The sequence below is a fragment of the Nonomuraea monospora genome, from assembly GCF_039531895.1.
GTDB classification, from domain to species: Bacteria; Actinomycetota; Actinomycetes; order Streptosporangiales; family Streptosporangiaceae; genus Nonomuraea; species Nonomuraea monospora.
Window position 1 is genome coordinate 76,301 of sequence record NZ_BAAAQX010000040.1, and the last position, 22,121, is coordinate 98,421.

At 71.1% G+C, this 22,121-nt stretch carries 20 protein-coding genes; 6 read left to right on the plus strand and 14 right to left on the minus strand.

The features are described from left to right. Nucleotides 1-21: 21 nt before the first annotated feature. From ABD331_RS48655 to ABD331_RS48665, 3 genes are all read right to left on the minus strand, one after another. Nucleotides 22-1,137, minus strand: coding sequence for a glycosyltransferase family 4 protein (locus ABD331_RS48655; RefSeq protein WP_344491774.1), 1,116 nt, complete (start codon nt 1,135-1,137; stop codon nt 22-24). A 94-nt stretch (nt 1,138-1,231) separates the two neighbouring features. Beyond that, nucleotides 1,232-2,185, minus strand: a complete 954-nt coding sequence (locus ABD331_RS48660) for a lysylphosphatidylglycerol synthase domain-containing protein (RefSeq protein WP_344491777.1) — start codon at nt 2,183-2,185, stop codon at nt 1,232-1,234. Beyond that, nucleotides 2,182-3,009: a class I SAM-dependent methyltransferase gene (locus tag ABD331_RS48665; protein WP_344491780.1), complete on the minus strand. Its 828-nt coding sequence runs from the start codon at nt 3,007-3,009 to the stop codon at nt 2,182-2,184. The genes ABD331_RS48660 and ABD331_RS48665 overlap by 4 nt, the downstream gene beginning before the upstream one ends. A gap of 94 nt (nt 3,010-3,103) precedes the next feature. Here ABD331_RS48665 and ABD331_RS48670 point away from each other — a divergent pair, with 94 nt between their 5' ends. Further along, nucleotides 3,104-4,081, plus strand: a complete 978-nt coding sequence (locus ABD331_RS48670; RefSeq protein ID WP_344491783.1) for a lysylphosphatidylglycerol synthase transmembrane domain-containing protein — start codon at nt 3,104-3,106, stop codon at nt 4,079-4,081. On the opposite strand, the gene ABD331_RS48675 is transcribed toward ABD331_RS48670, so the two are convergent. From ABD331_RS48675 to ABD331_RS48685, 3 genes are all read right to left on the minus strand, one after another. Beyond that, a complete protein-coding gene (locus ABD331_RS48675; protein ID WP_344491786.1) occupies nt 3,982-5,046 on the minus strand; it encodes a glycosyltransferase family 4 protein in 1,065 nt (354 codons plus the stop codon). The genes ABD331_RS48670 and ABD331_RS48675 overlap by 100 nt on opposite strands. A gap of 2 nt (nt 5,047-5,048) precedes the next feature. Then, entirely contained in the window at nt 5,049-5,978 is a 930-nt protein-coding gene (locus ABD331_RS48680; protein WP_344491789.1) for a glycosyltransferase family 2 protein, read from the minus strand. 104 nt (nt 5,979-6,082) lie between these two features. Next, nucleotides 6,083-8,143, minus strand: coding sequence for an ArnT family glycosyltransferase (locus tag ABD331_RS48685; RefSeq protein ID WP_344491792.1), 2,061 nt, complete (start codon nt 8,141-8,143; stop codon nt 6,083-6,085). A 116-nt stretch (nt 8,144-8,259) separates the two neighbouring features. Here ABD331_RS48685 and ABD331_RS48690 point away from each other — a divergent pair, with 116 nt between their 5' ends. The 4 genes from ABD331_RS48690 to ABD331_RS48705 all read left to right on the plus strand — a co-directional run bounded on the left by ABD331_RS48690 (nt 8,260) and on the right by ABD331_RS48705 (nt 14,171). After that, nucleotides 8,260-9,945, plus strand: a complete 1,686-nt coding sequence (locus ABD331_RS48690) for a hypothetical protein (protein ID WP_344491795.1) — start codon at nt 8,260-8,262, stop codon at nt 9,943-9,945. A 138-nt stretch (nt 9,946-10,083) separates the two neighbouring features. Continuing rightward, entirely contained in the window at nt 10,084-11,745 is a 1,662-nt protein-coding gene (locus ABD331_RS48695) for an LCP family protein (protein ID WP_344491798.1), read from the plus strand. 174 nt (nt 11,746-11,919) lie between these two features. Further along, nucleotides 11,920-13,152: an acyltransferase family protein gene (locus tag ABD331_RS48700; protein WP_344491801.1), complete on the plus strand. Its 1,233-nt coding sequence runs from the start codon at nt 11,920-11,922 to the stop codon at nt 13,150-13,152. Between the two features lie 56 nt (nt 13,153-13,208). Continuing rightward, nucleotides 13,209-14,171 (plus strand): glycosyltransferase, encoded by a 963-nt coding sequence (locus ABD331_RS48705; protein ID WP_344491804.1) that lies wholly within the window; start codon nt 13,209-13,211, stop codon nt 14,169-14,171. Here ABD331_RS48705 and ABD331_RS48710 read toward each other — a convergent pair. Then, nucleotides 14,168-15,073, minus strand: a complete 906-nt coding sequence (locus ABD331_RS48710; protein ID WP_344491807.1) for a hypothetical protein — start codon at nt 15,071-15,073, stop codon at nt 14,168-14,170. The two genes, ABD331_RS48705 and ABD331_RS48710, sit on opposite strands and share 4 nt — an antisense overlap. Beyond that, nucleotides 15,066-15,512: an RNA polymerase sigma factor gene (locus ABD331_RS48715; RefSeq protein ID WP_344491810.1), complete on the minus strand. Its 447-nt coding sequence runs from the start codon at nt 15,510-15,512 to the stop codon at nt 15,066-15,068. The genes ABD331_RS48710 and ABD331_RS48715 overlap by 8 nt, the downstream gene beginning before the upstream one ends. Nucleotides 15,513-15,618: 106 nt before the next feature. Between ABD331_RS48715 and ABD331_RS48720 the strand changes: the two genes are divergently transcribed. Then, nucleotides 15,619-16,332: an acetoacetate decarboxylase family protein gene (locus ABD331_RS48720; RefSeq protein ID WP_344491813.1), complete on the plus strand. Its 714-nt coding sequence runs from the start codon at nt 15,619-15,621 to the stop codon at nt 16,330-16,332. 43 nt (nt 16,333-16,375) lie between these two features. Here ABD331_RS48720 and ABD331_RS48725 read toward each other — a convergent pair whose 3' ends face one another. The 6 genes from ABD331_RS48725 to ABD331_RS48750 form a co-directional block, all read right to left on the minus strand. Continuing rightward, nucleotides 16,376-17,260, minus strand: a complete 885-nt coding sequence (locus ABD331_RS48725) for a glycosyltransferase family 2 protein (RefSeq protein ID WP_148439470.1) — start codon at nt 17,258-17,260, stop codon at nt 16,376-16,378. Nucleotides 17,261-17,446: 186 nt separating this feature from the next. Then, a complete protein-coding gene (locus tag ABD331_RS48730; RefSeq protein ID WP_344491818.1) occupies nt 17,447-18,214 on the minus strand; it encodes a CDP-alcohol phosphatidyltransferase family protein in 768 nt (255 codons plus the stop codon). Beyond that, nucleotides 18,192-19,232, minus strand: a complete 1,041-nt coding sequence (locus tag ABD331_RS48735; RefSeq protein WP_344491922.1) for an iron-containing alcohol dehydrogenase family protein — start codon at nt 19,230-19,232, stop codon at nt 18,192-18,194. Before ABD331_RS48735 ends, ABD331_RS48730 begins: the two co-directional genes overlap by 23 nt. Nucleotides 19,233-19,260: 28 nt before the next feature. Further along, entirely contained in the window at nt 19,261-19,995 is a 735-nt protein-coding gene (locus tag ABD331_RS48740) for a phosphocholine cytidylyltransferase family protein (RefSeq protein ID WP_344491821.1), read from the minus strand. A 77-nt stretch (nt 19,996-20,072) separates the two neighbouring features. Beyond that, on the minus strand, nt 20,073-20,681 hold the full coding sequence (locus tag ABD331_RS48745) for a DUF5941 domain-containing protein (RefSeq protein ID WP_344491824.1): 609 nt from the start codon (nt 20,679-20,681) through the stop codon (nt 20,073-20,075). 11 nt (nt 20,682-20,692) lie between these two features. Next, nucleotides 20,693-22,111: a CDP-alcohol phosphatidyltransferase family protein gene (locus tag ABD331_RS48750; RefSeq protein ID WP_344491827.1), complete on the minus strand. Its 1,419-nt coding sequence runs from the start codon at nt 22,109-22,111 to the stop codon at nt 20,693-20,695. Between the last annotated feature and the right edge of the window lie 10 nt (nt 22,112-22,121).

Here is a 22,121-nt window from a genome sequence, read left to right on the forward strand (position 1 = left end):
TCACTCCGTGAGGTTACCGAACTATTCGATCGCGCGTTGATAGGAGCTGAGATGGGCCTCCGCCGAAGCGTCCCACGTGAATTCGCGGGCTCTGGCCGGCCCCGCCTCCTGCAACTGGTTCCTGCGCTCGGGAGAGGCCAGCAGGTGACCCAGCGCCTCGGCGATGCTGCCGACGTCCGGCTCAGTGTAGGCCACCGCGTCGCCGCCCACCTCGGGCAGCGACGTGCGGTGGGTGGTCAGTACGGGGGCGCCGCAGGCCATGGCCTCCAGCACCGGGAGCCCGAACCCCTCGCCGCGCGAGGGGAAGGCCACGACCAGCGCCCCGCCCAGGAACCCGGGCAGGTCGGGCGCGCGGAGGTAGCCGGGCCTGATGACCCGGACGGTGGCCTCGACCTCGCGGCAGGCTGCGTCCACGTCGTCCTCGTGCACGCCGCCGCCGAGCACCAGCGCCGGCGGCTTGTCCAGCCGCTTCACGGCGGCGGCGAAGCCGCGGATGAGGTTGGGCACGTTCTTGCGGGGGTCGAGGGCGCCGAGGAAGGCCACGTACGGCTGGCCGTGCAGCCCGCACCGCATGGCCGCGCGGCGGATCTCCTCCTGGGTCGGCGGGTGGAAGTGCGCCAGGTCGACGCCGTGGTAGGCGACGTCGATGCGGGTGGGGTCGGCCGCCAGCACGCGGACCAGCTCGTCGCGCGTCGCCTTGGACGGCACGATGACCCGCTTGGCGTGGCGGACGGCGGTGCGCGTGGCCGAGCGGAAGAACGCGGCGCGCGGGCTGTGGTCGTCGGGCTCGGTGAACCAGGTGGCGTCGTGCACGGTCACGACGGTCGGCAGGCCCGACCCGAGCGGGATGGAGTAGTAGGGGGCGTGAATCACGTCGGCGCCGGCCTGGCGGGCGAGTAACGGGAGCCCTGTCTGCTCCCACGCCAGCCTGGCGGCCCTGTTGGTGATCGCTACGGGCCCGGGAAGTATCTGGGCCGAGGGCGCGAGGCGCCGATATCGCTCCGCTTCGGCACGCTGGCAGACCACCGACAGATTCGCGCCGGCCCGATCGAGCGCGGCCACGAGCCCGTCCACGTATCTGATCAACGCGCCGCGGTCCGCGGGAACCGCCGCCGCATCGACGAGCACTCGAGGCATTACGAAGATCTTCTCCCCTCAAGATCAACGTGGGACCGGGCGTCCCCCTCTGAAGTTCAGCTTATGACCAGCCTCCCCTAAATCGTGGGCCAAATCACACCGAGTCGCGACGGGCTGCGATTCCCGCCAGGCCCGCACAGATCAGATCACCGACGATGATGACAATGCGGGACGAAAGAGCCACCGCAATCGCGGCACCCGACTCCAGATGGGGCGCCAGCACCGCGACCATCGCCACCTCCCTGACCCCCGCGCCCGCCGGGATCACGAACGTCAGGATGCCCAGGCACCACGACAGCGCGAACGCCCCGACGGCGAAGAGCAGGCCGCCCTGCGGGGCGACGAAGTACAGGTGGACGCCGTAGGCGAGCCAGCCGGTCAGCGCCCAGCCGAGCGCGGTCAGCATGCCGCGCCTGGTCAGGGGGCGTTCCAGGGGCTCGCGCCGGAGGCGGCGCAGGGCGTACCCGATGACCGCGTTGACGACCTTCGGTTCGAGCAGGACCAGCAGCAGCGGGATGAACAGCAGCAGCCAGCCGTACCGGTCCCAGCCGAGCGTGACCAGCGTCACCAGCAGGCCGGTGGCGAGCTGGATCGGCATCATCAGGAAGAACGCCGCCGCGCTGCGCGAGCGCGGCACGCCCAGGTCGCGGCCCATCTCCATCTGCGCGAGCACGGGCCAGACGGCCCCCGGGATGTACTTGCCGAGCTGGCCCACGAAGAAGACCTTGGCGGCCGGGCGGGCGGGCAGCGGCGAGCCGAGGTCGGCCAGCAGGGTGCGCCAGGTGAGCATGGCTCCGAGCAGCGCCGCGACCACCGCGACCAGCGAGCCCGCCAGCGCCGCCCACGACAGCCTGGAGAAGCCGGCCACCACCGCGTCCCACTCCCTGGCCACCGCCCAGCCGCCGAAGGCGAGCGCGACCGCCAGAAAGCCGTACCTGACCAGACGGCGAGCCACCGGACGCCGCCGCGGCACACCTCGGGCGGCGCCGTCCGAGCGTTCGGAGTCGCCGTTCGCGGCCACGGATTCGGCGGTGGGCTCGGTGCTCACAGCGGGCGCACCCGCTCGGGCGGCTGCGGCAGCCGCGGGCCGGCCGGGCGGCGCGGCGTCTTGGTGGCCACCCACAGGTACGTCGGCACGACCGGCAGCAGCAGCCTGAGCACCTCACGCGGCGTACGCGACAACACCGTGCGCACCACCTTGCCCAGCACGCCGGGGAACAACTCGCCCCCCGCGAACTTCGTCGGCGTGGCCAGCACCGGAAGCGTGTAGTCCCACACGTGGAAGGCGCGCAGCATCCTGCGCAGCCCGCGCCGCGTCCTGAACCGCTCGTAGTAGTGGTCCGCCCGGCCGAACGCCCGCACGTAACGGTCGGCCAGCGCCGGCGGCAGGTACGACAGGAACGGCAGCTTGTAGTGCGGCTCCATCACCCCGAGCCGGTTGCCCAGCCCGAGATAGAGCACCCCCGAGTCGGACAGCACCCGGCGCATCTCCGCCACCACCGCGTCAGGGTCGACCACGTGCTCGTAGATGTGGTTGAACACCAGCACGTCGACCGACCCGTCGGGGAACGGCAGCGCCGTGCCGTCGCCGCAGACGAACGCCACCCTGTCGCCGAACCGGTCGGCCGCCTTGCGCAGCCCCGGCACGTCGATGTCGATGCCGAGCGTGTGCTTGGCCCCGGCCTGCGCCAGCTCGTCGGCGATGAACCCGGCGGAGCAGCCCACGTCGCCGACGGTCAGCCCGCCGAGCGGCCCGTTGAAGTGCTCCAGCACCGCGATGATCTTCGCGGCCTTCCGCCTGCGCTTCGCCTCGTCGAGCATGGCGGACTGGAACTGCGAGTACTCGAGCTGCGCGACCCGTTGCTTCACCACGATTCCCCACCGTACCGACCCCGTGCGGGCCCGTACGCCAATCCCCGCTCCCGCCTGCTGGATTTACCCGGAGAGCCGCGCGTAACCTGAGCCAATGCTCCGCCGCCTGCTGCGCATCGTCCTGGCCCTGGTCGCCGTCGGTTTCCTCGGCTACGGGCTGGCCGTCAACTGGGACGAGACGACGACCGCGCTGGCCGCGATGTCGCCGTGGGCGGTGCTCGGCTCGTTCGCGGCCGTGCTGATCGGCCAGTTCTGCATGTTGCTGGCCTGGCGGGAGATCCTCTCCGGGCTGGGCACGCGGGTGCCTGTGCGGATCGCCGGGCGGATCATGTTCGTGGGGCAGCTCGGCAAGTACATCCCGGGCGCGGTGTGGGCGTACGCGGCGATGATGGACCTCGGGCGCGACCACGGCAGCCCGCCGCGCCGCACGTTCGCGACCATCTCGCTCGGGCTGGTGATCAACCTGGGGGTGGCGATCTCGATCGCCGCCGCCACGCTGGGCACCCTGGACGCGGTGCGGCAGGCCTGGTACTTCGTGCTGCTCGTGCCGGTGATCATCGTGTGCCTGCACCCCAGGGTGCTCACCTGGGGCCTCAACCTGGCGCTGCGCATCGCGCGCAGGGAGCCGCTGGAGAGCGCGCTGCCGGGCCGCACGGTGGTGCTCGCCGTGGCGTGGACGGTGCTCGGCTGGCTCGTGTACGGCCTGCACATCTGGCTGATCGCCGGCCGTCCCGACCTGTACGTGGTGGCGACAGGGGCCTACGCGTTCGCCTGGGCGACCGGCATCCTGACCGTGGTCGTGCCCGCCGGGGTCGGCATCAGGGAGGGCGCGCTGGTGCTCGTGCTCGGGCCGATCATCGGCACGCCCGCCGCGCTCGCCGTGGCGATCGTGTCGCGGCTGTCGTTCACGCTGGCCGACGCGGTGGCGGCGGGCATCTCGTTCGTGGCCGGCCGCCGGCCCGTCGCCGCGGCTCAGGCGCCGAGCAGCGCCGTCGCGTACGCCGACCAGAACGGCTCGGGATCGACGGCCTTGACCCCCGACCGCAACCTCTCCGGCTCGCCGGAGGCGTAGAAGCGCTCGATCGCCGCCCGCAGCGCCTCCGCGTCGCCCGGCTCGACCAGCAGCCCGTCCACGCCGTCGGTGACGTGGTCGGCCAGCGCGCCGACGCGGGTGGCGATCACCGGCACGCCGTGCTCGTGCGCCAGCCACACGTTCTGGCTGGCCGTGGCGTTGCGGTAGGGCAGCACCAGCGCGTCGGCCGCGGCGAACAGCCTCGGCACGTCCTCGGCGGCGACGTAGCCGGGGCGCAGCTCCACCCGGTCGCCGATGCCCAGCTCGCCGATCAGCGCCTTCGTCTCCTCCAGCCCGCCCCAGAACTCGCCCGCGACGGTCAGCCCGATGCCCTCAGGCAGCGCGCGCAGCAGCAGGTCGAGCCCCTTGTACGGGCGCACGATGCCGAAGAACAGCAGCCTGCGGTGCACCGCCCCGGCAGCCGTGTCACCGGAGGTGGAGGGCAGGTGCGGCGGCAGCCCGGCCACGCTGACCGGCTTGGCCGTCAGCTCCCTGGCCAGCGCCGCCTGCGGCTCGGAGTGGGCCAGCACCCCGTCCACCCGCCTGAGCAGGGCCTTCATCAGCGGCGCGTCGTACGGCTTGCGCTCGTGCGGCAGCACGTTGTGGCACAGCGCGACCGTCCTGGTCTTCCGCCCGATCCCGGCGAGGATGCCCAGGTAGGCGGGCACCTGCACCGGGCTGAGCACCGCCAGCACGACCAGGTCGGCCGACCGCAGCCGCCGCCCGGCCGCCACCCAGCCGTCCGGCCGCCGCCAGTCGAGCCGCCGCACGGTCTTGCGGTACGGCGTGCCCTCGGGCGCGGAGATCGTCTGCTGCCCCGGGTAGAGGAAGGACGGGTACTGCGCCCGCCACGACTCGATCACCACGTCGTGCCCGAGCGCCGACAGGCGGTGCGCCAGCTCGGTGGTGTGCTGCGCCCCGCCGCCCTTGTACGGATGGGTCGGGCCGACGATCGCGATCCGCAAGGTCACTCTCCCCGCGAGCGCACGATCAGGTCGGCGAGCAGCGCAACGGACCCGATCAGCATCCCCGACAGGAAGATCATGACGGTGTTGGCCGGGAAGTAGAACGGGTGCTGGATCATGTCCCAGACGCCCTTCACGAACCCGATGGCGACCAGCCACAACGCGGGCGGCATGAGCACCTTGAGCGGGTTGAAGTACATGATCATCCGCAGCACCTGGAGGATGTAGCGGTAGGCGTCGGAGACGAAGCTGAACTTCGACTTGCCCGCCCGCTTCGCGTACTCCGTCGGCAGGTAGTAGATGTCGTGCTGGTTCATCAGGAACGACAGCGTGATCGTCGTGACGCACGAGAACCCGGGGGGCAGCAGCCGCAGGTAGGGCCGCGCCACCGACTTGCGGAAGGCCCGCAGGCCCGAGTTGAGGTCGGGGATCTTCTGCCCGGCCAGCATCTCGGCCACCTTGCGGATCACCCACTTGGCCGGCACCCGCAGCAGCTTGTGCGACCCCTCCTCGCTGGTGCGCGCCCCCACCACCTGATCGACGGTGGTGTCCTTCTCCAGGATCTGCACCAGTTCGGGGATGCGCTCGTTGGCGTAGGACATGTCGGCGTCGGTCCAGACGACGATCTCGCCCCTGGCCTCCTGCGTGCCTATGCGCCGCACGGTGCCCGAGCCGCCGTTGCGGTGGAAGGCGCGGATGCGCAGGTTGGGGTAGTGCGGCGCGGCCTCCCGCAGCTTGGCCAGGGTCGCGTCGGTCGAGCAGTCGTCCACCGCGACCAGCTCGTAGGTGTAGCCGCTCGAGTCCATCGCCTTGGTGATGCGCTCCACCTCGTCGATGACGTGATCCTGCTCGTTGTAGCAGGGCAGGACGATCGTGACGTACGGCGCTTCATCCACGGCAGTTCCACTCTTGGGGGTCTCAAGCGTGCTCACGGGGGTCGAGGGTACTCTGCCCAGCCGGGAGGCGAGTCCACATCCGGCCAGCGGGAACTCCCGATTCCGGGGTCTTCCTACCAGTCTGGCTCATCGCGGGCCGGTCAGGCGACCGCCATCCACACGTTCATCGTCAGGGTCCACGTGCCGTTCGGAGCCTCGGTGAGCGAGCGCTCGTCCTGGCGCGTGACCAGCTTCAGCACCTGCGTCGCCGTCCCGTACGGCGAGACGTGCCAGCTCTCGGCCCCCAGCACGACCGGCACGCGGCCAGCCGCGCGCACCCGCTCGGCCAGCCGCCGCACCTCGCTCTCCGGCGCGAGATCGCCTTCGGTACGGGCCACCTGCGCCGCCGGTTTCCCGCACATGCCCCGGACGACCTGCACGAACCTGTCGCCCGTGACGCGCTCCACGGTCAGCACCGAGGCGTCGGCCGGGATCCGGGCGCACATCGCCTCGACCGCCGCCGCCTCACCCCGCTCGACCGGCGTGAACGCCGTCCCGATCGAGGTCACGGCCGGGGGCGCCAGCACGAGCAGCACGGCCAGCGCCATGCCCCACTTCAGCACCTTCGGCCCGTGCCGGTCCGTGAGGCGGCGCAGCCGGGCCAGGCCGTACGTGGCGAGCAGGATCATGCCGGGGATCACGATGGGCACCAGGCGGCGGGCGGCCCACGGATGGTCCGGGGTGATCTCCGGGCGCAGCAGCGTGGTGACGGTCGTCCAGCCCACCACCGCCAGCGGCAGCAGCCACTCGAACGACGTGCCGTCGCGCAGCAGCCTGCGCACGAGCAGGGCGGCGGCGATCGTGGCCAGCAGGACGGCGGGGGCGCCGACGTACCAGGTCACCCAGTGCAGGGAGTTCTCGAAGTAGAGCCGCGTGCCGTCCACGGGCATGCCGTTGGCGCGCTGGATCTGCTCGATCATCTCGAACGTGCGGCGGTCGTCGGGGTTGGCGGGGACCCGCGTCACGGTCTGCACCCATGGGCGGGCGTACAGGGCCGCCATCAGCAGCACGACGAGCACCGCGCCCGTCCTCGGCGCCCACTTCGGCAGCCGGATCCTGGCGAGGGCCGGGGCGAAGGCCGTGCCGACGGCGGTGAGCACGAGGACGCCGGCGCAGACGAACAGCAACGGCCGTACCGAACCGGACAAATAAGAAAGGTAAGGACGAGCCAGCAGATACGCCGCCAGCATCCCCACCCCGGCCCCGGCCACCAGCCCGGCCAGCAGCGGCAGCCCCACCACGCCCGCCGGCCTGCGCAGCCGCCGCATGCCGATCAGCAGCCCCGCGAACGCCAGCACCGGCAGCACGTCACGCAGCCCGTCCACCCTGACCAGCACCGCCAGCCCGAACACCAGCCCGGCCAGCAGCGCCCTGCCCCGCTCCCTCCTGGCCAGCGCGTCGTGCGCCAGGGCCAGGCCGCCGAACAGCAGGATCAACGACGGGATCTCGCTGAACGTGGTGCGCGAGGTGTACAGGATCGGCATGCTCACCGCGAACGCCACCGCGCCCGGCACCGCCCACCTGGCCCCGGCCAGCCGCGCCACCACCCCGCCCACCGTGAGCACCGCCAGCGCTCCCAGCACGGCCGGCACCACGTACGGGGCACCCAGCCAGTGGCCGATCGCGAACAACATCGGCGGGCCCGGCATGAACTGCGGCACCACCGCGCCGTCCGCCGGGAAGAAGCCGACGCTCTTGAACACCAGCGAGGGGTCCGGCCCGCCGAACGCCTCCGCCTGGACGGGGATGGGCAGGCCGCCGTGGGTGGCGATCCAGGCGGCGTACTGGGTGTAGGTGGCGGGGTCGCGTCTCACGGCGACCTGCTCGCTGTGCGTGATCGCGTTGAGGACGCCCGACGCGACCGCCACGCCCGCTACGCCTGCCACCTGCCAGGTGCTCTTCTGGACGCGCCTCATGGCGCCGGCGACGCCCGGCTCCTTCACCGCCGCCCGTGACGCGTCGCCCGCCGTTCCGTCGCCCAGGCCTCGCGCGCCCGCCCAGCACAGCAGCGCCGCCAGCGGGACGCCCAGCAGCGTGGCGGGCAGGGGGGCGAAGCGGCCGAGCAGGAGCAGCGGGAGCCCGGCCAGCAGCCAGCCCGTCACTGCCAGGGCGGGCAGCACGGAGAGCGTGGTGAGCACCCGGCCGGGTCGATCGAGTTCCATCGTCGAGCGAGCGTACCCAACCCGGCGCCCACCCTCCGCCCCGCGCGCCCGTGTGCGCGGCTCGGGCGGGATCGCCGGTAGCGTACGGACGTGCCGGAGAAGCGGGAGGACATGCGGTGAGGCCGGAGGCTCACGACGGCGAGCCCACGAGGACCGGCCGCGGCCGGCGCCGCCTGCCGCCCGTCCCGCGACGCCTTGGCGTCCCGCGAAGCCTTCGCGACCCGCAGCGCCACACCGACCCGCGAAGCCTTCGCGACCCGCAACGCCACACCGACCCGCAGCGCGGCGGTGGCGCGCCTCGGCACTGGGCGCGCCGGCACCGCTGGTTCCTGGTCGTGCTGGCCCTGGGCACCGGGCTGAGGGCGCTGGCCATGCTGGGTTACCGCCCCGCCCTGTGGTTCCCCGACTCCTACACCTACATCGTCACGGTCTTCAAACCCCGCCCCGACCTGGTCCGCCCCGCCGGCTACTCGATGTTCCTGAAGCTGCTGGAGCCGCTGCACGCGTTCGGCGCGGTGACGGCGGCCCAGCACCTGCTCGGCCTGGCCACCGGCGTGCTCGTCTACCGCGCCGTGCTCAGGACCGCGCCCAGGGCCCCGAGGTGGGTGGCGACGCTGGCGGCGGTGCCGGTGCTGCTGGACGCGTACCAGGTGGAGCTGGAGCACCTGCTCGTCTCGGACACGCTGTTCATGTTCCTGGTGGTGAGCGCCGTGGCGCTGTGCGCCACGCGGCGGACGGCGACCGCCGCGGGGATCGGCCTGCTGCTGGCCGCCGCCACGCTGACCAGGACGGTCGGGCAGCCGCTGATCGTGGTGCTGGCGGCCTGGTTCGTGCTGCGCGGCCTGCTGTGGCCGCCGGATCTCGCGCGGACGAGGCGGGCCGGCGCGCGGTTCAGGCTGGCGGCGTTCAGACCGGTGGCGTTCAGGCCGGCGGCCGTGCTGCTGGCCGCCGCGCTGGTGCCGATCGTCGCCTACGGCGCCTGGTTCTACGTCACCTACCAGCGGGTCGGCCTGGTGGGCGCGAACGGCGTCTTCCTGTACGCCCGGACGATGTCCTTCGCCGACTGCGACAAAATGGACCCGCCGCCCGACCTGAAGGTCCTGTGCGATCCGCGCCCGCCGGAGCAGCGGCCGCCGTCGCAGGAGTACATCTGGGCCAAGGACGCCCCGCTGGTGCTGCTGCCGGGGATCACGTTCTCGAAGGAGAACGACGACCTGGCGGCCAGGTTCGCGATGCTGGCGCTCACGACGCAGCCGCTCGACTACGCCGCCTCGGTGCTGGAGGAGCTGGGCCGCTCGTTCACGTGGGACCGGCCGATCTATCCTGACGCCGAGATCTACGGCTATTACCAGTTTCCTGTCACCGAGCCTGGACCACCTGGGCGCTATCCCGCGCAGGTGGGCGCCGAATATGCCAAGCTCTACGAGCAGGGTGCGATCGGCACGGAGATCGTGGAGCCCTTCGCCGGATGGTTGCGGGCCTATCAGAGCATGGTGCGGCTGCCCGGCCCGGTGCTCCTGGGGATCTTGCTTGTGCCACCGGTGGCGGCCGTCGTCCGCAGGCGCAGGCGAGAGCGTCCCGCGGCGGGTCCGTTGTGGCTGGTGCCCTGGTCGGCGGCGATTGTGCTGCTGATCACACCGGCCGCGGCCGCCGAGTTCGACTACCGGTACGTGTTGCCGGCCGTGCCCCTGGCCTGTTTGGCGGCGGCCCAGAGCATCAGGCCTGACCTGCTCCGACAGTCCGGTGGCGATTCGAGGGCGAAAGAGTTTGGCGATGATATTCCACCCAATGTCCGGCTCTGAGTATGCTTTGCCGCGAAAACATCACGCCCGGGTCACGGTCGTTCCCCACGATCATGGCTCGGGGCACGCCGTACGTGACCTAGTCTCGTGGCGCGGAGCGACCAATCCGGCGGCGCAAGGAGCGAGGCTAGGGGGCGTATGAGTGACTACAGGAGCGTGCCGGTCGCCGATTCCGTGCATGACCGCCGCACCGCCGTCACACAGCCGGGCAGCACACAACCGGGCAGCCGGATGGCCCGGCGGCAGGCAGCCGCCGCGTCGCCTCCGCCGCCGCCCGACGACCGGCCGCCGCGCAGCCACCGCTCAGGCGGCGGCCCGGGCGGTCAGAACAAGATGCGCGTGCTGGCGTGGGTCAGCATCGGCCTCACCACGGTGATGGTCGCGGGCGCGCTGACCGCGTACACCACCTACCGCGACGCCTTCGGCAACATCAACCAGAAGAGCGTCAAGGAGGACATCATCAACCCGCGCCCGCCGGAGACGGGGGCGCTGAACGTGCTGCTCGTCGGCTCCGACACGCGCGCCGGCGCGGGCAACGCGAAGTACGGCCAGCAGCTCGCCAGGCAGTCCGACGCGGGCGGCAAGCGCACCGACACGATCATCCTCATGCACATCTCGCCCAACCGGGACAAGGCGCAGCTCATCAGCTTCCCGCGCGACTCGATGGTGCAGATTCCCCGGTGCAAGAACGAGACCACCAAGCAGGAGATGCCCGCCCGCCGGGACATGATCAACTCGGCGTACAACTCGGGCGGCATCGCCTGCACGATCTCCACCATCGAGACGCTCACCGGCATCCGCGTCAACCACTTCGTCGAGGTGGACTTCAGCGGCTTCAAGAACATCGTCGACGCCCTCGGCGGCATCGAGATCTGCCTGAAGACGGCCGTCAACGACAAGTCGTCCAAGCTGGTGCTGCCGGCCGGCACCAGCCTGCTCAACGGCGAGAAGGCGCTCGGCTACGTGCGTCTGCGCCACTACGGCGACGGCAGCGACATCCAGCGCATCAAGCGCCAGCAGATCTTCCTCAGCAAGGTCGTGGCCAAGGCCACCAGCAGCGAGCTGCTCACGGACGTGGGCCGGCTGCGCGACTTCGTCGCCGCCGCGGGCAAGTCCGTCACGATGGACCCCGAGCTGGCCAACGACACAGAAGAGCTGATCAGGATCGCGATGAGCGCCAAGGCGCTGACGGCCAACGGCGTCAAGTTCATCACCGTGCCCTGGGGCGCGGCTCCCGACGACCCGAACCGCGTGGTGTGGACCGAGCCCGACGCCAGTGAGCTGTTCAAGGCGATCAGGACCGACACCGAGGTCGCCACGCCCGAGCCGACCAGCAGCACCAGCGCCAAGCCCAAGGCCGCGGTCAAGCCGCAGCAGGTGCGCGTGCAGGTGCTCAACGGGACCAAGACCTTCGGCAAGGCCCGCGAGGTCGCCGACCAGCTCGCCAAGGAGGGCTACAAGGTCGTCTCGGTGGGCAACTACACCGCGCCCGGCGGGGCCAGCCTGCCCAAGAGCGAGATCCACTACACCAAGACGGAGACGGCCACCGACCACGCCGTCAAGCTGGGCACCGCGGTGCTGCCCAAGCCCCAGGCCGCCTCGGGCAAGGTGCAGGCGTCCAACGTGCAGCCGTACACGTCCACGGCGGGCACGGCCACCGCGGGAGGCGCCGCGAAGGGCACGCCGATCATCCAGCTCGTGGTCGGCGAGGACTTCGACTCGGTCAAGGTCACCGAGCTTCCCGACAGCGTGAAGAACAACTCGATCACCGCGTCCGAGCAGAAGAACGTGTGCACCTGAGGCTCCAAGTTCCCTGTGTAACCGGGCATTCTGGCCCACTGCGAGAGACAGGACCCACGAGGGCGGGATAGTCTGTCGTGGGTTGGCGACGCAGCGCGACGCAATTCCGCAAGGGTTTCGATCCTGTTGTCGTCCTGGTTCCCCGGCCCCGAGCGAAGCTGAGCGACTTCTTCTGTGTCTGACACCAGATTCTCCCCATCGGCCACGCCCCAGCGCAGCCCCGAGGAGCAAGGGCCCGCCAACACGGGAGCCCGCTGGCCGTTGCCGGAAGAGGCGTTCTGGAGCGAGTCCACCGACCCGCACGGGGCCGCCCCCGGCGAGCGCACCGCGCCGCAGGCGGCGGTCGTCACGGAGCCGGTCTCAGGAGAGGGCCGGCAGGAGCAGCCGCAGCCGGCCGCCGAGCCGGCCAAGCGCAGGCGCGACCCGTTCCTCGACAACGTCAAGTTCATCCTGATCGCGCTGGTGCCGATCGGCCACTCGCTGGTGCCGACGCTGGCCGCCGACTCGGCGCGGGCGGCCTACATCTTCATCTACGTCTTCCACATGCCGCTGTTCGTGGTGATCAGCGGCTACCTGTCCAGGAACTTCTGGAACTCCAACGCGAAGACCAACAAGCTGGTCGACACCTTCCTCGTCCCGTACGTGATCGTCGAGGTGGGCTACGCCGCGCTGCGCGCCGCGCTCGGCGGCAAGTGGAGCCTGACGATCATCGACCCGGCGTGGCTCAACTGGTATTTGCTGGCGCTGCTGTTCTGGCGGTTGTCCACACCGGTGTGGAAGCGGATGAAGTACCCGGTGCCGGTGGCGATCGCGATCTACCTGTTCGCCGGGTTCTCGCAGATCTCCGGCGACTTCAGCATGGACCGGTTCTTCGGCCTGCTGCCGTTCTTCGTGATCGGCCTGGTGCTGCAGCCCGAGCACTTCGAGATGCTCAACCGGCGCTGGATCAAGATCGTCTCGGGGTTCATCGTGCTCGGCGCGGCGGCGGTGGCGATCTTCCTCGCGTCCAGGGGGGCGAAGCTGGGCCCGCTCTACTTCAAGAACAGCTACCAGGACCTCAACCTGTCCTGGTACATGGGCCTGGGCATGCGCGTCGGCCTGCTCGTCTGCGCGCTGGCCATGTGCTTCGCCGTGCTCGCGCTGGTGCCCAGGAAGGAGACCTGGTACACCGACCTCGGCACCCGCACGCTCTACTGCTACCTGCTGCACGGCATCCCGGTGCTGATCGCCAAGGAGATGGGCTGGCTGTCGGTCCCGTGGCTGTACGGGCCGCTGGGCGTGCTGGCGATCAGCGCGAGCTGCTTCGCGCTGGCCATCGTGCTGTGCCTGCCGGAAACCCGAACGGTGTTCAAGTGGGTGCTGGAGCCCCGCCTGACCTGGCTCTATCGGCGCCCCTCCCGAAGTTAAGCAGCCGTTCCACCCGCATTAACGCCTTTGACCTGGTAACCGCTCAGCATCGACACATGCGTGCTTGTGTCGCCACGACCGTCCATCATCCCGAGGACGCCCGGATCATGCACCGCCAGATCCGGGCGCTGCTCGACGCGGGCCACGAGGTGACCTACGTCGCGCCCTTCACCTATTTCAACGTGACCCCAGCCATGGGCCTGACCGCGATCGACGTGGCCCGCCAGGCGCCCTACAGCCGGGCGCGCGCCGCGCTCAGGCGCGGCCTGCGGGACGCGGACCTGCTGATCGTGCACGACCACCGGCTGCTGCGGGCGCTGCCGTACCGGCGGCCTCCGGTCGTCTGGGACGTACGCGAGGAGGCCACCTCCAAGCAACTGTCCCGCGCCGCGAGGCGGCATCGGGTGATCACCCCCTCCGTGGTCCCCGAGGCGACCCTGGTGTCACCCGGTCCTCCCCCTCCCGGCGACACCAGGGTCGTGCACATCGGCCGGCTCGCGGCCGACCGCGGCGTGACCGAGCTGATCGGGCTGGCCGAGCGCCTGGTCCCGCACGGCGTCCGGCTGGACCTCATCGGCGCCGCCGCCCGCGAGGTGCGCCCGCTGCTGCGGGACGCGCAGCGGGTCGGCCTGCTCGACTGGTTCGGGTACGTGCCCAACCGGCACGCCCTGCGCATGGCCGAGGGCGCGCTGGCCGGGCTGTCACTGGCCGACGACACGGTCAGGACCCTGCCCACCAAGATCATGGACTACATGGGCAGGGGCCTGCCGGTGATCACCACCCCGCAGGGCGCCTCGCTGGTCGAGGGCGTCGGGTGCGGGCTCGTGGTGCCGCTGGACGTGGACGCGGTGCTGAACGCCGTCCTAGACCTGAAGGAGGACGTGGCGCGGCGGGTCAGGCTCGGCGCGCAGGGCCACGCGGAGGCGCGGCTGCGGCACCACTGGCCGGATCACGCCGACGCGTTCGTGCGGCGGGCCGAGTCGTGGGCCGGGGTGACCAGGCACGCGCTGGCCGTCTAGCTGGGGTGGTCCAGGTCGAAGGTGACGTCGGCCAGGCGGATCGTGCGCACGTGCGGGTCGTCGATCAGCTTGCGCAGGCTCTCGACCCTGGACGTCTCGTCCACGTACGCGTAGGCGAGGCCGCTGATCGACGCCTTGCGCAGCCGGTCGAAGGTCAGGTCGAAGCGGCGCAGGTTCGGGTCGTCATCCTCGTCGAGCCGGGCCACCCAGGAGCGGAAGTTCGACAGGCCGACGCCGCACCCCTCCTTGTCCTCGGTGAACGTGCCGCGATCCCAGGTGATCGCGCCCCAGGTGATCGGCAGCGCGCCCGGCCTGCGCTCGTAGACGACGCTCTGCGCGCACCTGCCGCCGGAGCCGAGCCAGCTCTGGAGCTCCTCCGGCTTGAGCGGCGCAGAGAACTCCACCACCGCCAGCGCCCGCAGATCGCCGGGCAGCCGGTCCAGCACCTTCCGGACATCCTCCTTGCGCGCCAGGTCGGTGCCGACGTCGTAGAGGCTCTGGGAGAGCCTGGTGTTGGCGTTCCTGCCCAGCGGCAGGTGGCCGACACGGCCGAAGAGGCTCTGGCTGATCGTGTACGTGCTCACGGGCGAGATCGCGCCGACGGGCCGCAGCGGCTCCGCGGTCACCGTGAACGACGTGGACAGCGGCGTGACCTCGCAGCAGTCGTTGGTGACCACCCGGTAGGCCGGGTTGTAGACCTTGAAGGCGGTGCCCAGCACGTCCACCATGCGCTGCTCCCGGCCGTCGCGCGTCTGCAGGACGATCGGGCCCGCGACGGCCACCAGCGCGAGCGCCAGCAGCACCGCCAGCACGCTGGAGGTCGTCCTGAGCAGCCCCCTGCGGACGGCCTTCCTGGTCAGCTTGGGGTCGAAGTCCGGCATTTCCGGAAAGTCTTCACTCATGGGGCACTCCGTAGGTCTCGGCGAAGGCGTTCCTGGCGCGCCACAACGCGGTCTTGATCGAGGCGTGCTTCCTGCCGGTCATCGCGGCCACCTCCACGAGCGAGAAGCCCTCGAAGTAGACCAGCGTGAGCAGCCTCCGGTGCTGCTCGGGCAGCCGGGCGAGGGCGTCGCGCACCTCCAGGGAGTCCACGTGGAACCCGGGCGCGCCCAGCTCGTCCGGCTCGGGCAGCGGAAGCTCGCGCCGAGCGCGGCGGACGTGGTCGACGAGCACGTTGCGCGCGATCGTGAGCAGCCACGCGGCCGGGTTCTCGCCGCGCCAGCCCAGCAGGGCCCTGGTCGCCTTGACGAACGTCTCCTGTGCCAGGTCTTCCGCGAGGTGGGGGTCACGGGTCCTGCGCAGGAGGAACCCGCACACGAGCGGCCAGTGCTCGCGATACAAGTCCTCGATGATGGCGCCCCCCGTGGTCTGTTCATTGTCACATCACACGTAGACGGGACCGGGGCGGGAATGGTCACACGGCTTTCTGGTTGATGTACTGGGACGCATGGCATCGCATCAGATCCAGGGCCGGACGGTGGGCATGCCCGTACGGGTGAGGGACGCCGAGGTGTGCAGTGCCCTCTACCCGGTGCGTGCCGACGCCGCCCGGGCGGTGATCGCGTACTCAGGGCTGGACGTGGCAGAGGTGCTGCCCGGCAAGGCCGTCTGCGTGCTGGTGTTCGTCGACTACCGCGACGGCGACCTCGACACCTACCACGAGTTCGGCATGGCCTTCCTCGTGCGCCCGCCGGGCTCGGCCGGCTCCGTGGGGCCTGGCGAGCTGCGGCACGCCGGGGTGTTCGTGCACTGGCTGCCGGTGGACCAGGGGTTCACGCTGGAGGCGGGGCGCACCCTGTGGGGGTTCCCCAAGGAGCTGGCCGACATCGAGCTGCGGCTGTCGTCGCCGTACAAGAGGTGCATCCTGCGCAAGGACGGGCGGCTGGTGCTCGACATGCTCGTCAAGCCCGGGCTGCCCGTGCCGGCCGGGGCCGCGATGGCGCCGCTGGACGCCTACACGCACCGCGACGGGGTCACCCGGCGGGTGCCGTGGAGCGTGCGCGCCAAGGGGGCCAGGGTCCGGCCCAGCGGGGCGCTGATCCGGTTGGGCAACCATCCGATCGCCAAGGAGCTGAGCGAGCTGGGGTTGCCCAAGCGGGCGATGTTCAGCACGACGATCTCGCACGCCGAGATGAGCTTCGGCGAGGCGAGCGAGGCCTGAGCCGGAAAGGGGCCTGAGGGAGGGCCCGGCCCTCCCCCGTGCCTCAGACGATCGGCGGCCGGCCGAGCTTGACCATCCGCCAAGCCGTGGCCCAGGCCATCGGCCGGCGCTCACCGGCAGGAGTGCGCAAGCCCTCGAAGAACCCGGAGAACCACGCCTTCAGCGCCCCGGAGGCCCCGCGCTCGCGGATCACGGTGAGCACGACCCAGTTGGTCAGGTACAGGAACGCCAACGGCCACGGCAGGTTCCGGCGGGCCAGCCACACCCGGTTGCGGGCGTTGAGCCGGTGGAACTCGGCGTGCCTGGTCGGCGGCACCTGCGGGTGGTACATCACCGTCTCGGCGTCGTACTCGATGCGGTAGCCCTCGCCGAGCAGCCGCCAGGCCAGGTCGGTCTCCTCGTGCGCGTAGAAGAAACGCTCGGGCAGGCCGCCCACCTGGAGGAAGGCGGAGCGCCTGATGGCCGAGGCGCCGCCGAGGAAGGTGGTGACGGGGCTGGACCGCTGAGGGTCGCCCGCGCGCAGGCGCGGGACGTGGCGGCGCTGGCTGCCGCTCCCGTCGGGGTCCATGATGCGGAAGGAGATCACGGCCAGGTCGGGCTCGGTGGCGAAGCGGTCCCTCACGTGCGAGACGACCTTCGGGTTGGCGTACCAGCCGTCGTCGTCGAGGAACAGCACGACGTCTCCCGAGCACTCCTCCACGCCCCGGTTACGGCCGGCGGGGATGCCCGTGTTCTGGTCGAGCCGGATCGCTTTCACGACCGCGGCCGACCCCTCGGGTGGCGTCGCCGACACCTCGGGCACGTCGGCACCGTTGCCTACGATCACCACCTCGACGTCGCCGTCGACCTGGTTGAGCGCGGACTCGACCGCCCGGTTCAGCTCCGCGACCCGGTTGCCCATGGTGAGGATGACGCACGAGATCTTCAACGAATCACTGTCCTGACGCGTTGAGAGCACGGGCGGAGCATTCTTTCATGATCACCGAGTCTGCTGGTCTGCATGGTCTGGGAATGGTGAAGCTAAGCGTATCGGAACCGACGATGAACCCCCACCGAACGGCGGACGTCCGATCAATACGACGGAAGAAAGGCTTCCTCGGTTCCAGGCGCGCCATCAAGCCAGTCGCCTCGACGCCATGATGCTGATCAGGTGCAGGACGGTCTGCAGCGCGGCGGCGAGCAGACAGGCCACCACGAGCACCCGCGTGGCCGTCAGATCGCCGATGACCAGGTCGATCACCGCGGTCACCACGGCCAGCATGGACAGCTCGATCGGCTGCACGATGCGGTGGAACTTCGTCGCCGCCAGCACCCGCCGCCCCAGCCCGAGCAGCCCGGAGCGGAACTGCACGGCCGCGGCCTCGCTCGCGGCCGCCAGCCCGCCCTTGGCCCGGGCCACTTCGACGAGGTCGCTCTCGGCCTTGATGAGGATGGCGCCGAGCGCGGCGGCGAAGCCGAACACGGTGTACCAGTCGGGCAGCACGGCCGAGGCCCGCCAGCCCAGCCCGGCCAGCACCGCGGCCTCGGCGAAGTACGCGCCGACCCGGTCGAGGTAGACGCCCGCCAGGGACGTCTTGCCCGTCCAGCGGGCCAGCTCGCCGTCGGAGCAGTCGAGCAGCAGGTAGACCTGGATCAGTAACGCGGCCAGGACCGCCGCCCAGAGCCCCGGCAGGGCCAGCACGACGCCGGCCAGGACCCCGGCCACCGTCATCACCCAGGTGAGCTGGTTGGGCGTGACGGAGGTCTTGGTGAACATCCAGGTGACGTAGATGGACAGGCGGCGCATGTAGAGCACGCCCGCCCAGTGCTCGCCGTTCCTGCGCTCCAGGTGGCCGGGCGGCTGGGCCACCTGGCGCAGCTCAGCTACCGAAGGCCCGGACATAGTCCCCCACCCGATCGCGGATCTCCGAGTCCTGCATGCGCAGGTGCTCCAGGATCGTGTAACGGCCGGGACGGGTGGCCGGGGCCAGCGCGATGACCTCGGCGAACTGCTCGGCGCTCAGCCCGATGTCGCCGGGGACGACGGGCAGCTCGTGCCGGCGCAGGCAGTCGACCACCTGTTTGACGCGCACGTCGTCCTGTCTGAGGAAGAAGCAGAAGGCGGCGCCGATGCCGGCGAGCTCGCCGTGGTTGGAGGTGCCGGGGAAGAGCTGATCCACGGCATGAAGGATCTCATGGTCTCCACCGCTCGCGGGCCGCGATGAGCCCGCGACGACCATCGACATGCCCGACAGGATCAGCGACTCGGCCAGGACGGTCAGGAACCCGTCGGACTCGATGGAGTCGGTGCGCCCGATGAGCGCCTCGGCGGCGGTGCGGGACATCGAGCAGGCCAGCCCGTCGATCGGCTCGCCGCGCTCGACGTTGCCGAGCTGCCAGTCCTCGATGGCCGACAGGTTGCTCACCACGTCGCCCACGCCCGCCCTGACCAGCGACTCGGGCGCGTTGTGCACGAAGTCGAGGTCGACCAGGATGGCCAGCGGCATCGGCACGCCGAAGGAGCCCTTGCCGCCCTCGTAGACGAGCGAGGCGGTGGGCGAGCAGATGCCGTCGTGGGAGAGGTTGGTGGCCACCGCCACCATGGGGATGCCCGCCAGGGAGGCGGCGTACTTGGTCACGTCGATCGTCTTGCCGCCGCCCACGCCCACGACCACCTCGTAGGCCGCCTTGCGCAGGTCGGCGCCGAGCGAGACGGCCGCGTCGACCGACCCGTCGGCCACCCTGAACACCTCGGCCTCGCCCAGCGTGGGCGCGATGAGGCTCTCGATGTGGTCGCCCTGGCCCATGCCGACGGCCACCGCGACCCTGCCGGAGGTCGCCACGCGGCTGTCGGCCAGCAGGGCGCCGAGCTCGGCGACCGCGCCGCGCCTGACGTCCATGGTCAGCGGCGCCGGCAACATCCTCGCTAGAAGCGGCATCCGCGCCCCCTCAGTAGTGAACGGCTATGGCGCGGGCCTTGGCCAGGTCGTCGTGGTTGTCCACCTCGACCCAGTCGACCTCTCCGATGGGCGCGGCGTGGATGAGCTCGCCGCGGTCGACCATCTCCTGGTAACCGTCCTCGTAGTAGAGCTGCGGGTCGCGCTCGAAGGTGGCCTTGAGCGCGTCGGCCAGCCGGTCGGCGGCGGCCGGCCTGATGAGGGTGGCGCCGATGTACTCGCCGTACGCCTGCGCCGGGTCCATCAGCTTGGTGATGCGGCGCAGCGCGCCCTCCGGCGACATCGTCACCTTCATCTCCTCGTCGGCCAGCGCCTTGACGTTGTCGACGGCCAGCAGGATGTCGCTGGTCTCGGGCGCGGCGAGCAGCGTCTTCTCGATGGAGACGGGGTGCACGGTGTCGCCGTTGACCAGGAGCGCGCCCTGGGAGAAGTAGTCGCGCGCGCACCACAGGGAGTAGGCGTTGTTCCACTCCTCGGCCTTGTCGTTGTGCACGAGGGTGAGCTTGACGCCGTGGCGCTCCTCCAGGGCCTCCTTGCGCTCGTGTACGGCCTGCGCCGCGTAACCGACGACGACCACGACGTCCCGCAGGCCCACCTCGGCGAGATTGCGCAGCGAGATGTCCATGATCGTGGTCTCGCCGTCGACCGGCACGAGCGCCTTGGGCAGCGTGTCGGTGTACGGCCGCAGGCGTCGTCCGGCTCCAGCGGCCAGAACCATTCCCAGCAACGTGCACTCCTCAGTCGAGCATGACTCCGATGGCCCAAAGAGTATTCGTCTTTGGGCCCCGTGCGGGTAATCCGGCGTTAGTCTTGCGTTCCCATATCGGTCGCATCCACCCCGGACCGGGGCGCGGCGAGCCAGCACGTCAGGCTCTCCCAGCCGAACAGCCCCCACAGGTAGAGCGCGAGCAGCAGGTAGCCCCCGGTCAGCCAGCCCGACAGCGCGACCAGGGAGACGACCATCATCCGCCCGTCCCAGCCGAGCCCCAGAGTGGACAGCCATGCCGGCGGATAGACGTGCTGGCGCAACCGGTAGACCAGATCGTAATGGTGGAAGGCCAGGGCGGCGAGCAGCATGAAGATCACCAGGGGGTGCACGTCGTGGGCGAACCCGCACGCCGCGATGAACGTGTACTCGATGAGCCGCAGGATCGGCGGCACGAGCCAGTCGAACCTGCCGTCGTGCGGATGCGTGCTGCCGGGCCCGGCCAGCAGCAGCGTCACGGCGGGCGCGAACACCGCCAGGCCGTCCGTGCCCGCCACGCCGAGCATCAGCAGCACGCCCGTGACGAACGTGCCGGCGAGCACCGGCGGCAGCGGCGGGAGCTGCCCTGCCACGAGCAGCCCCATCGCCCGCGAGAGCGGCCCGTCGTCGCGGTAGGCCACGACCGTGCTGCTCGGAACGGGTGTCATGTGAACCGAAATCACCTTGCCGACCTCGCGATCCGTCCGGTGAGCTGGTAGAGCGCCGCCACGCCGCCCCAGCCGAGCAGCGCCAGGAACGTCACCCTGGCGTCCCAGAACGCCGCGGTGACGGCGATCAGGGCCATCCGCTCGCCGATGGGCAGCACGATCATCTTCTTCAGGTAGCGGGCGACGGTGTCGCGTTCGAGCCGCTGGGCGAGCCTGAGCACGCCGCCGGGGGCGGCGCGGACGTCCTGCGTCTCCAGCAGGGACCGCGCGGGCCTGCCCCACATGGCGCCGACGCGGCCCGCGTCGGCGACCGCGCCCGCGTAGGTGTAGTCGACCGCGTGCCTGACGACCTGCAGCACCATCGCGGCCACGGCCAGGTACCAGATGTCCGCGGCGGCGGAGCCGAAGGCCAGGCCGACGTAGACGGCGTACTCCTTGAGCCGGTCGGACATGCCGTCGGCCCAGGCCCCCAGCGGGGAGAACGTGCGGGTGTAGCGGGCGAGCTGCCCGTCGAGGCAGTCGAGCGCGAACGACAGGTACAGCAGCACCGCTCCGGCCAGCCGCCCGCCCTGGGTACCCGCCGAGAACCAGACGGCCGCCAGCAGCGCCAGCCCGGCCGAGATGCCGGTGACCGTGTTGGGGGTGAGCTTGAGCCGGACGCACGGCCTGATCAGGTGGCGGGTCCAGGTGGAGACGAAGAACGTGGCGAAGAAGCCGTCGTCCTCCTTGACGGACGCGTCGAGCCTGACCTGCGCCTCGTCCACCTCCGCCAGCCGGGCCAGCGCGGCGTCGGCGGAGATCTGGCCGGTCACCCGGTCGGCGTGCAACTGCCCGATGCCCGTGGCCCGCACGCTCACGCCGGACCTGACCAGCCCGACCAGCAGCAGGTCCACCGCCTCGACGGGGGTGACGGGGCCGAGCTTGCCCGCCTCCGCCAGCTCGGCCAGCTCCTCGGCGAGGTCGGCCAGCGAGGCCAGGTCGGCCTCCCCCGCCTGCAGCACGCCTCTGAAGGTGGCGTTCGCCTCGGGGACCAGGTGGAAGGAGCTGCCCGCGGCGACGATCCTGCCGCCCTCCACGCGTACGGGCGGGCGCAGCGGCCCGGCGGTGGCGTCGTGCGAGATGAGCGCGGCGGTGCCGCGCGCGGGATGCTCCAGCAGGACGGCGAGCGCCTCGGTGTGCAGCACCAGGTCGGCGGGCAGCACGGCGACGGCGCCCGTGGCGGTGCGCACGATCTTCGCGACGCCGCGCAGATCGGCCGCGAGGTTTCCGGCGGCGGACATCACCTGCACCTCGCGCACGGGCAGCGAGGCGAGCTGGTCGCCGAGGCGGTCGAGGAGCGTGCCGTCACCGCTGAGGAGCCTGCACGCGGGTGTCGTGGCGAGCAGCAGGACCGAGGTGGTCGTGCCTTCGCGGGTCAATGAGTCGGGCAAAGCCTAGGTC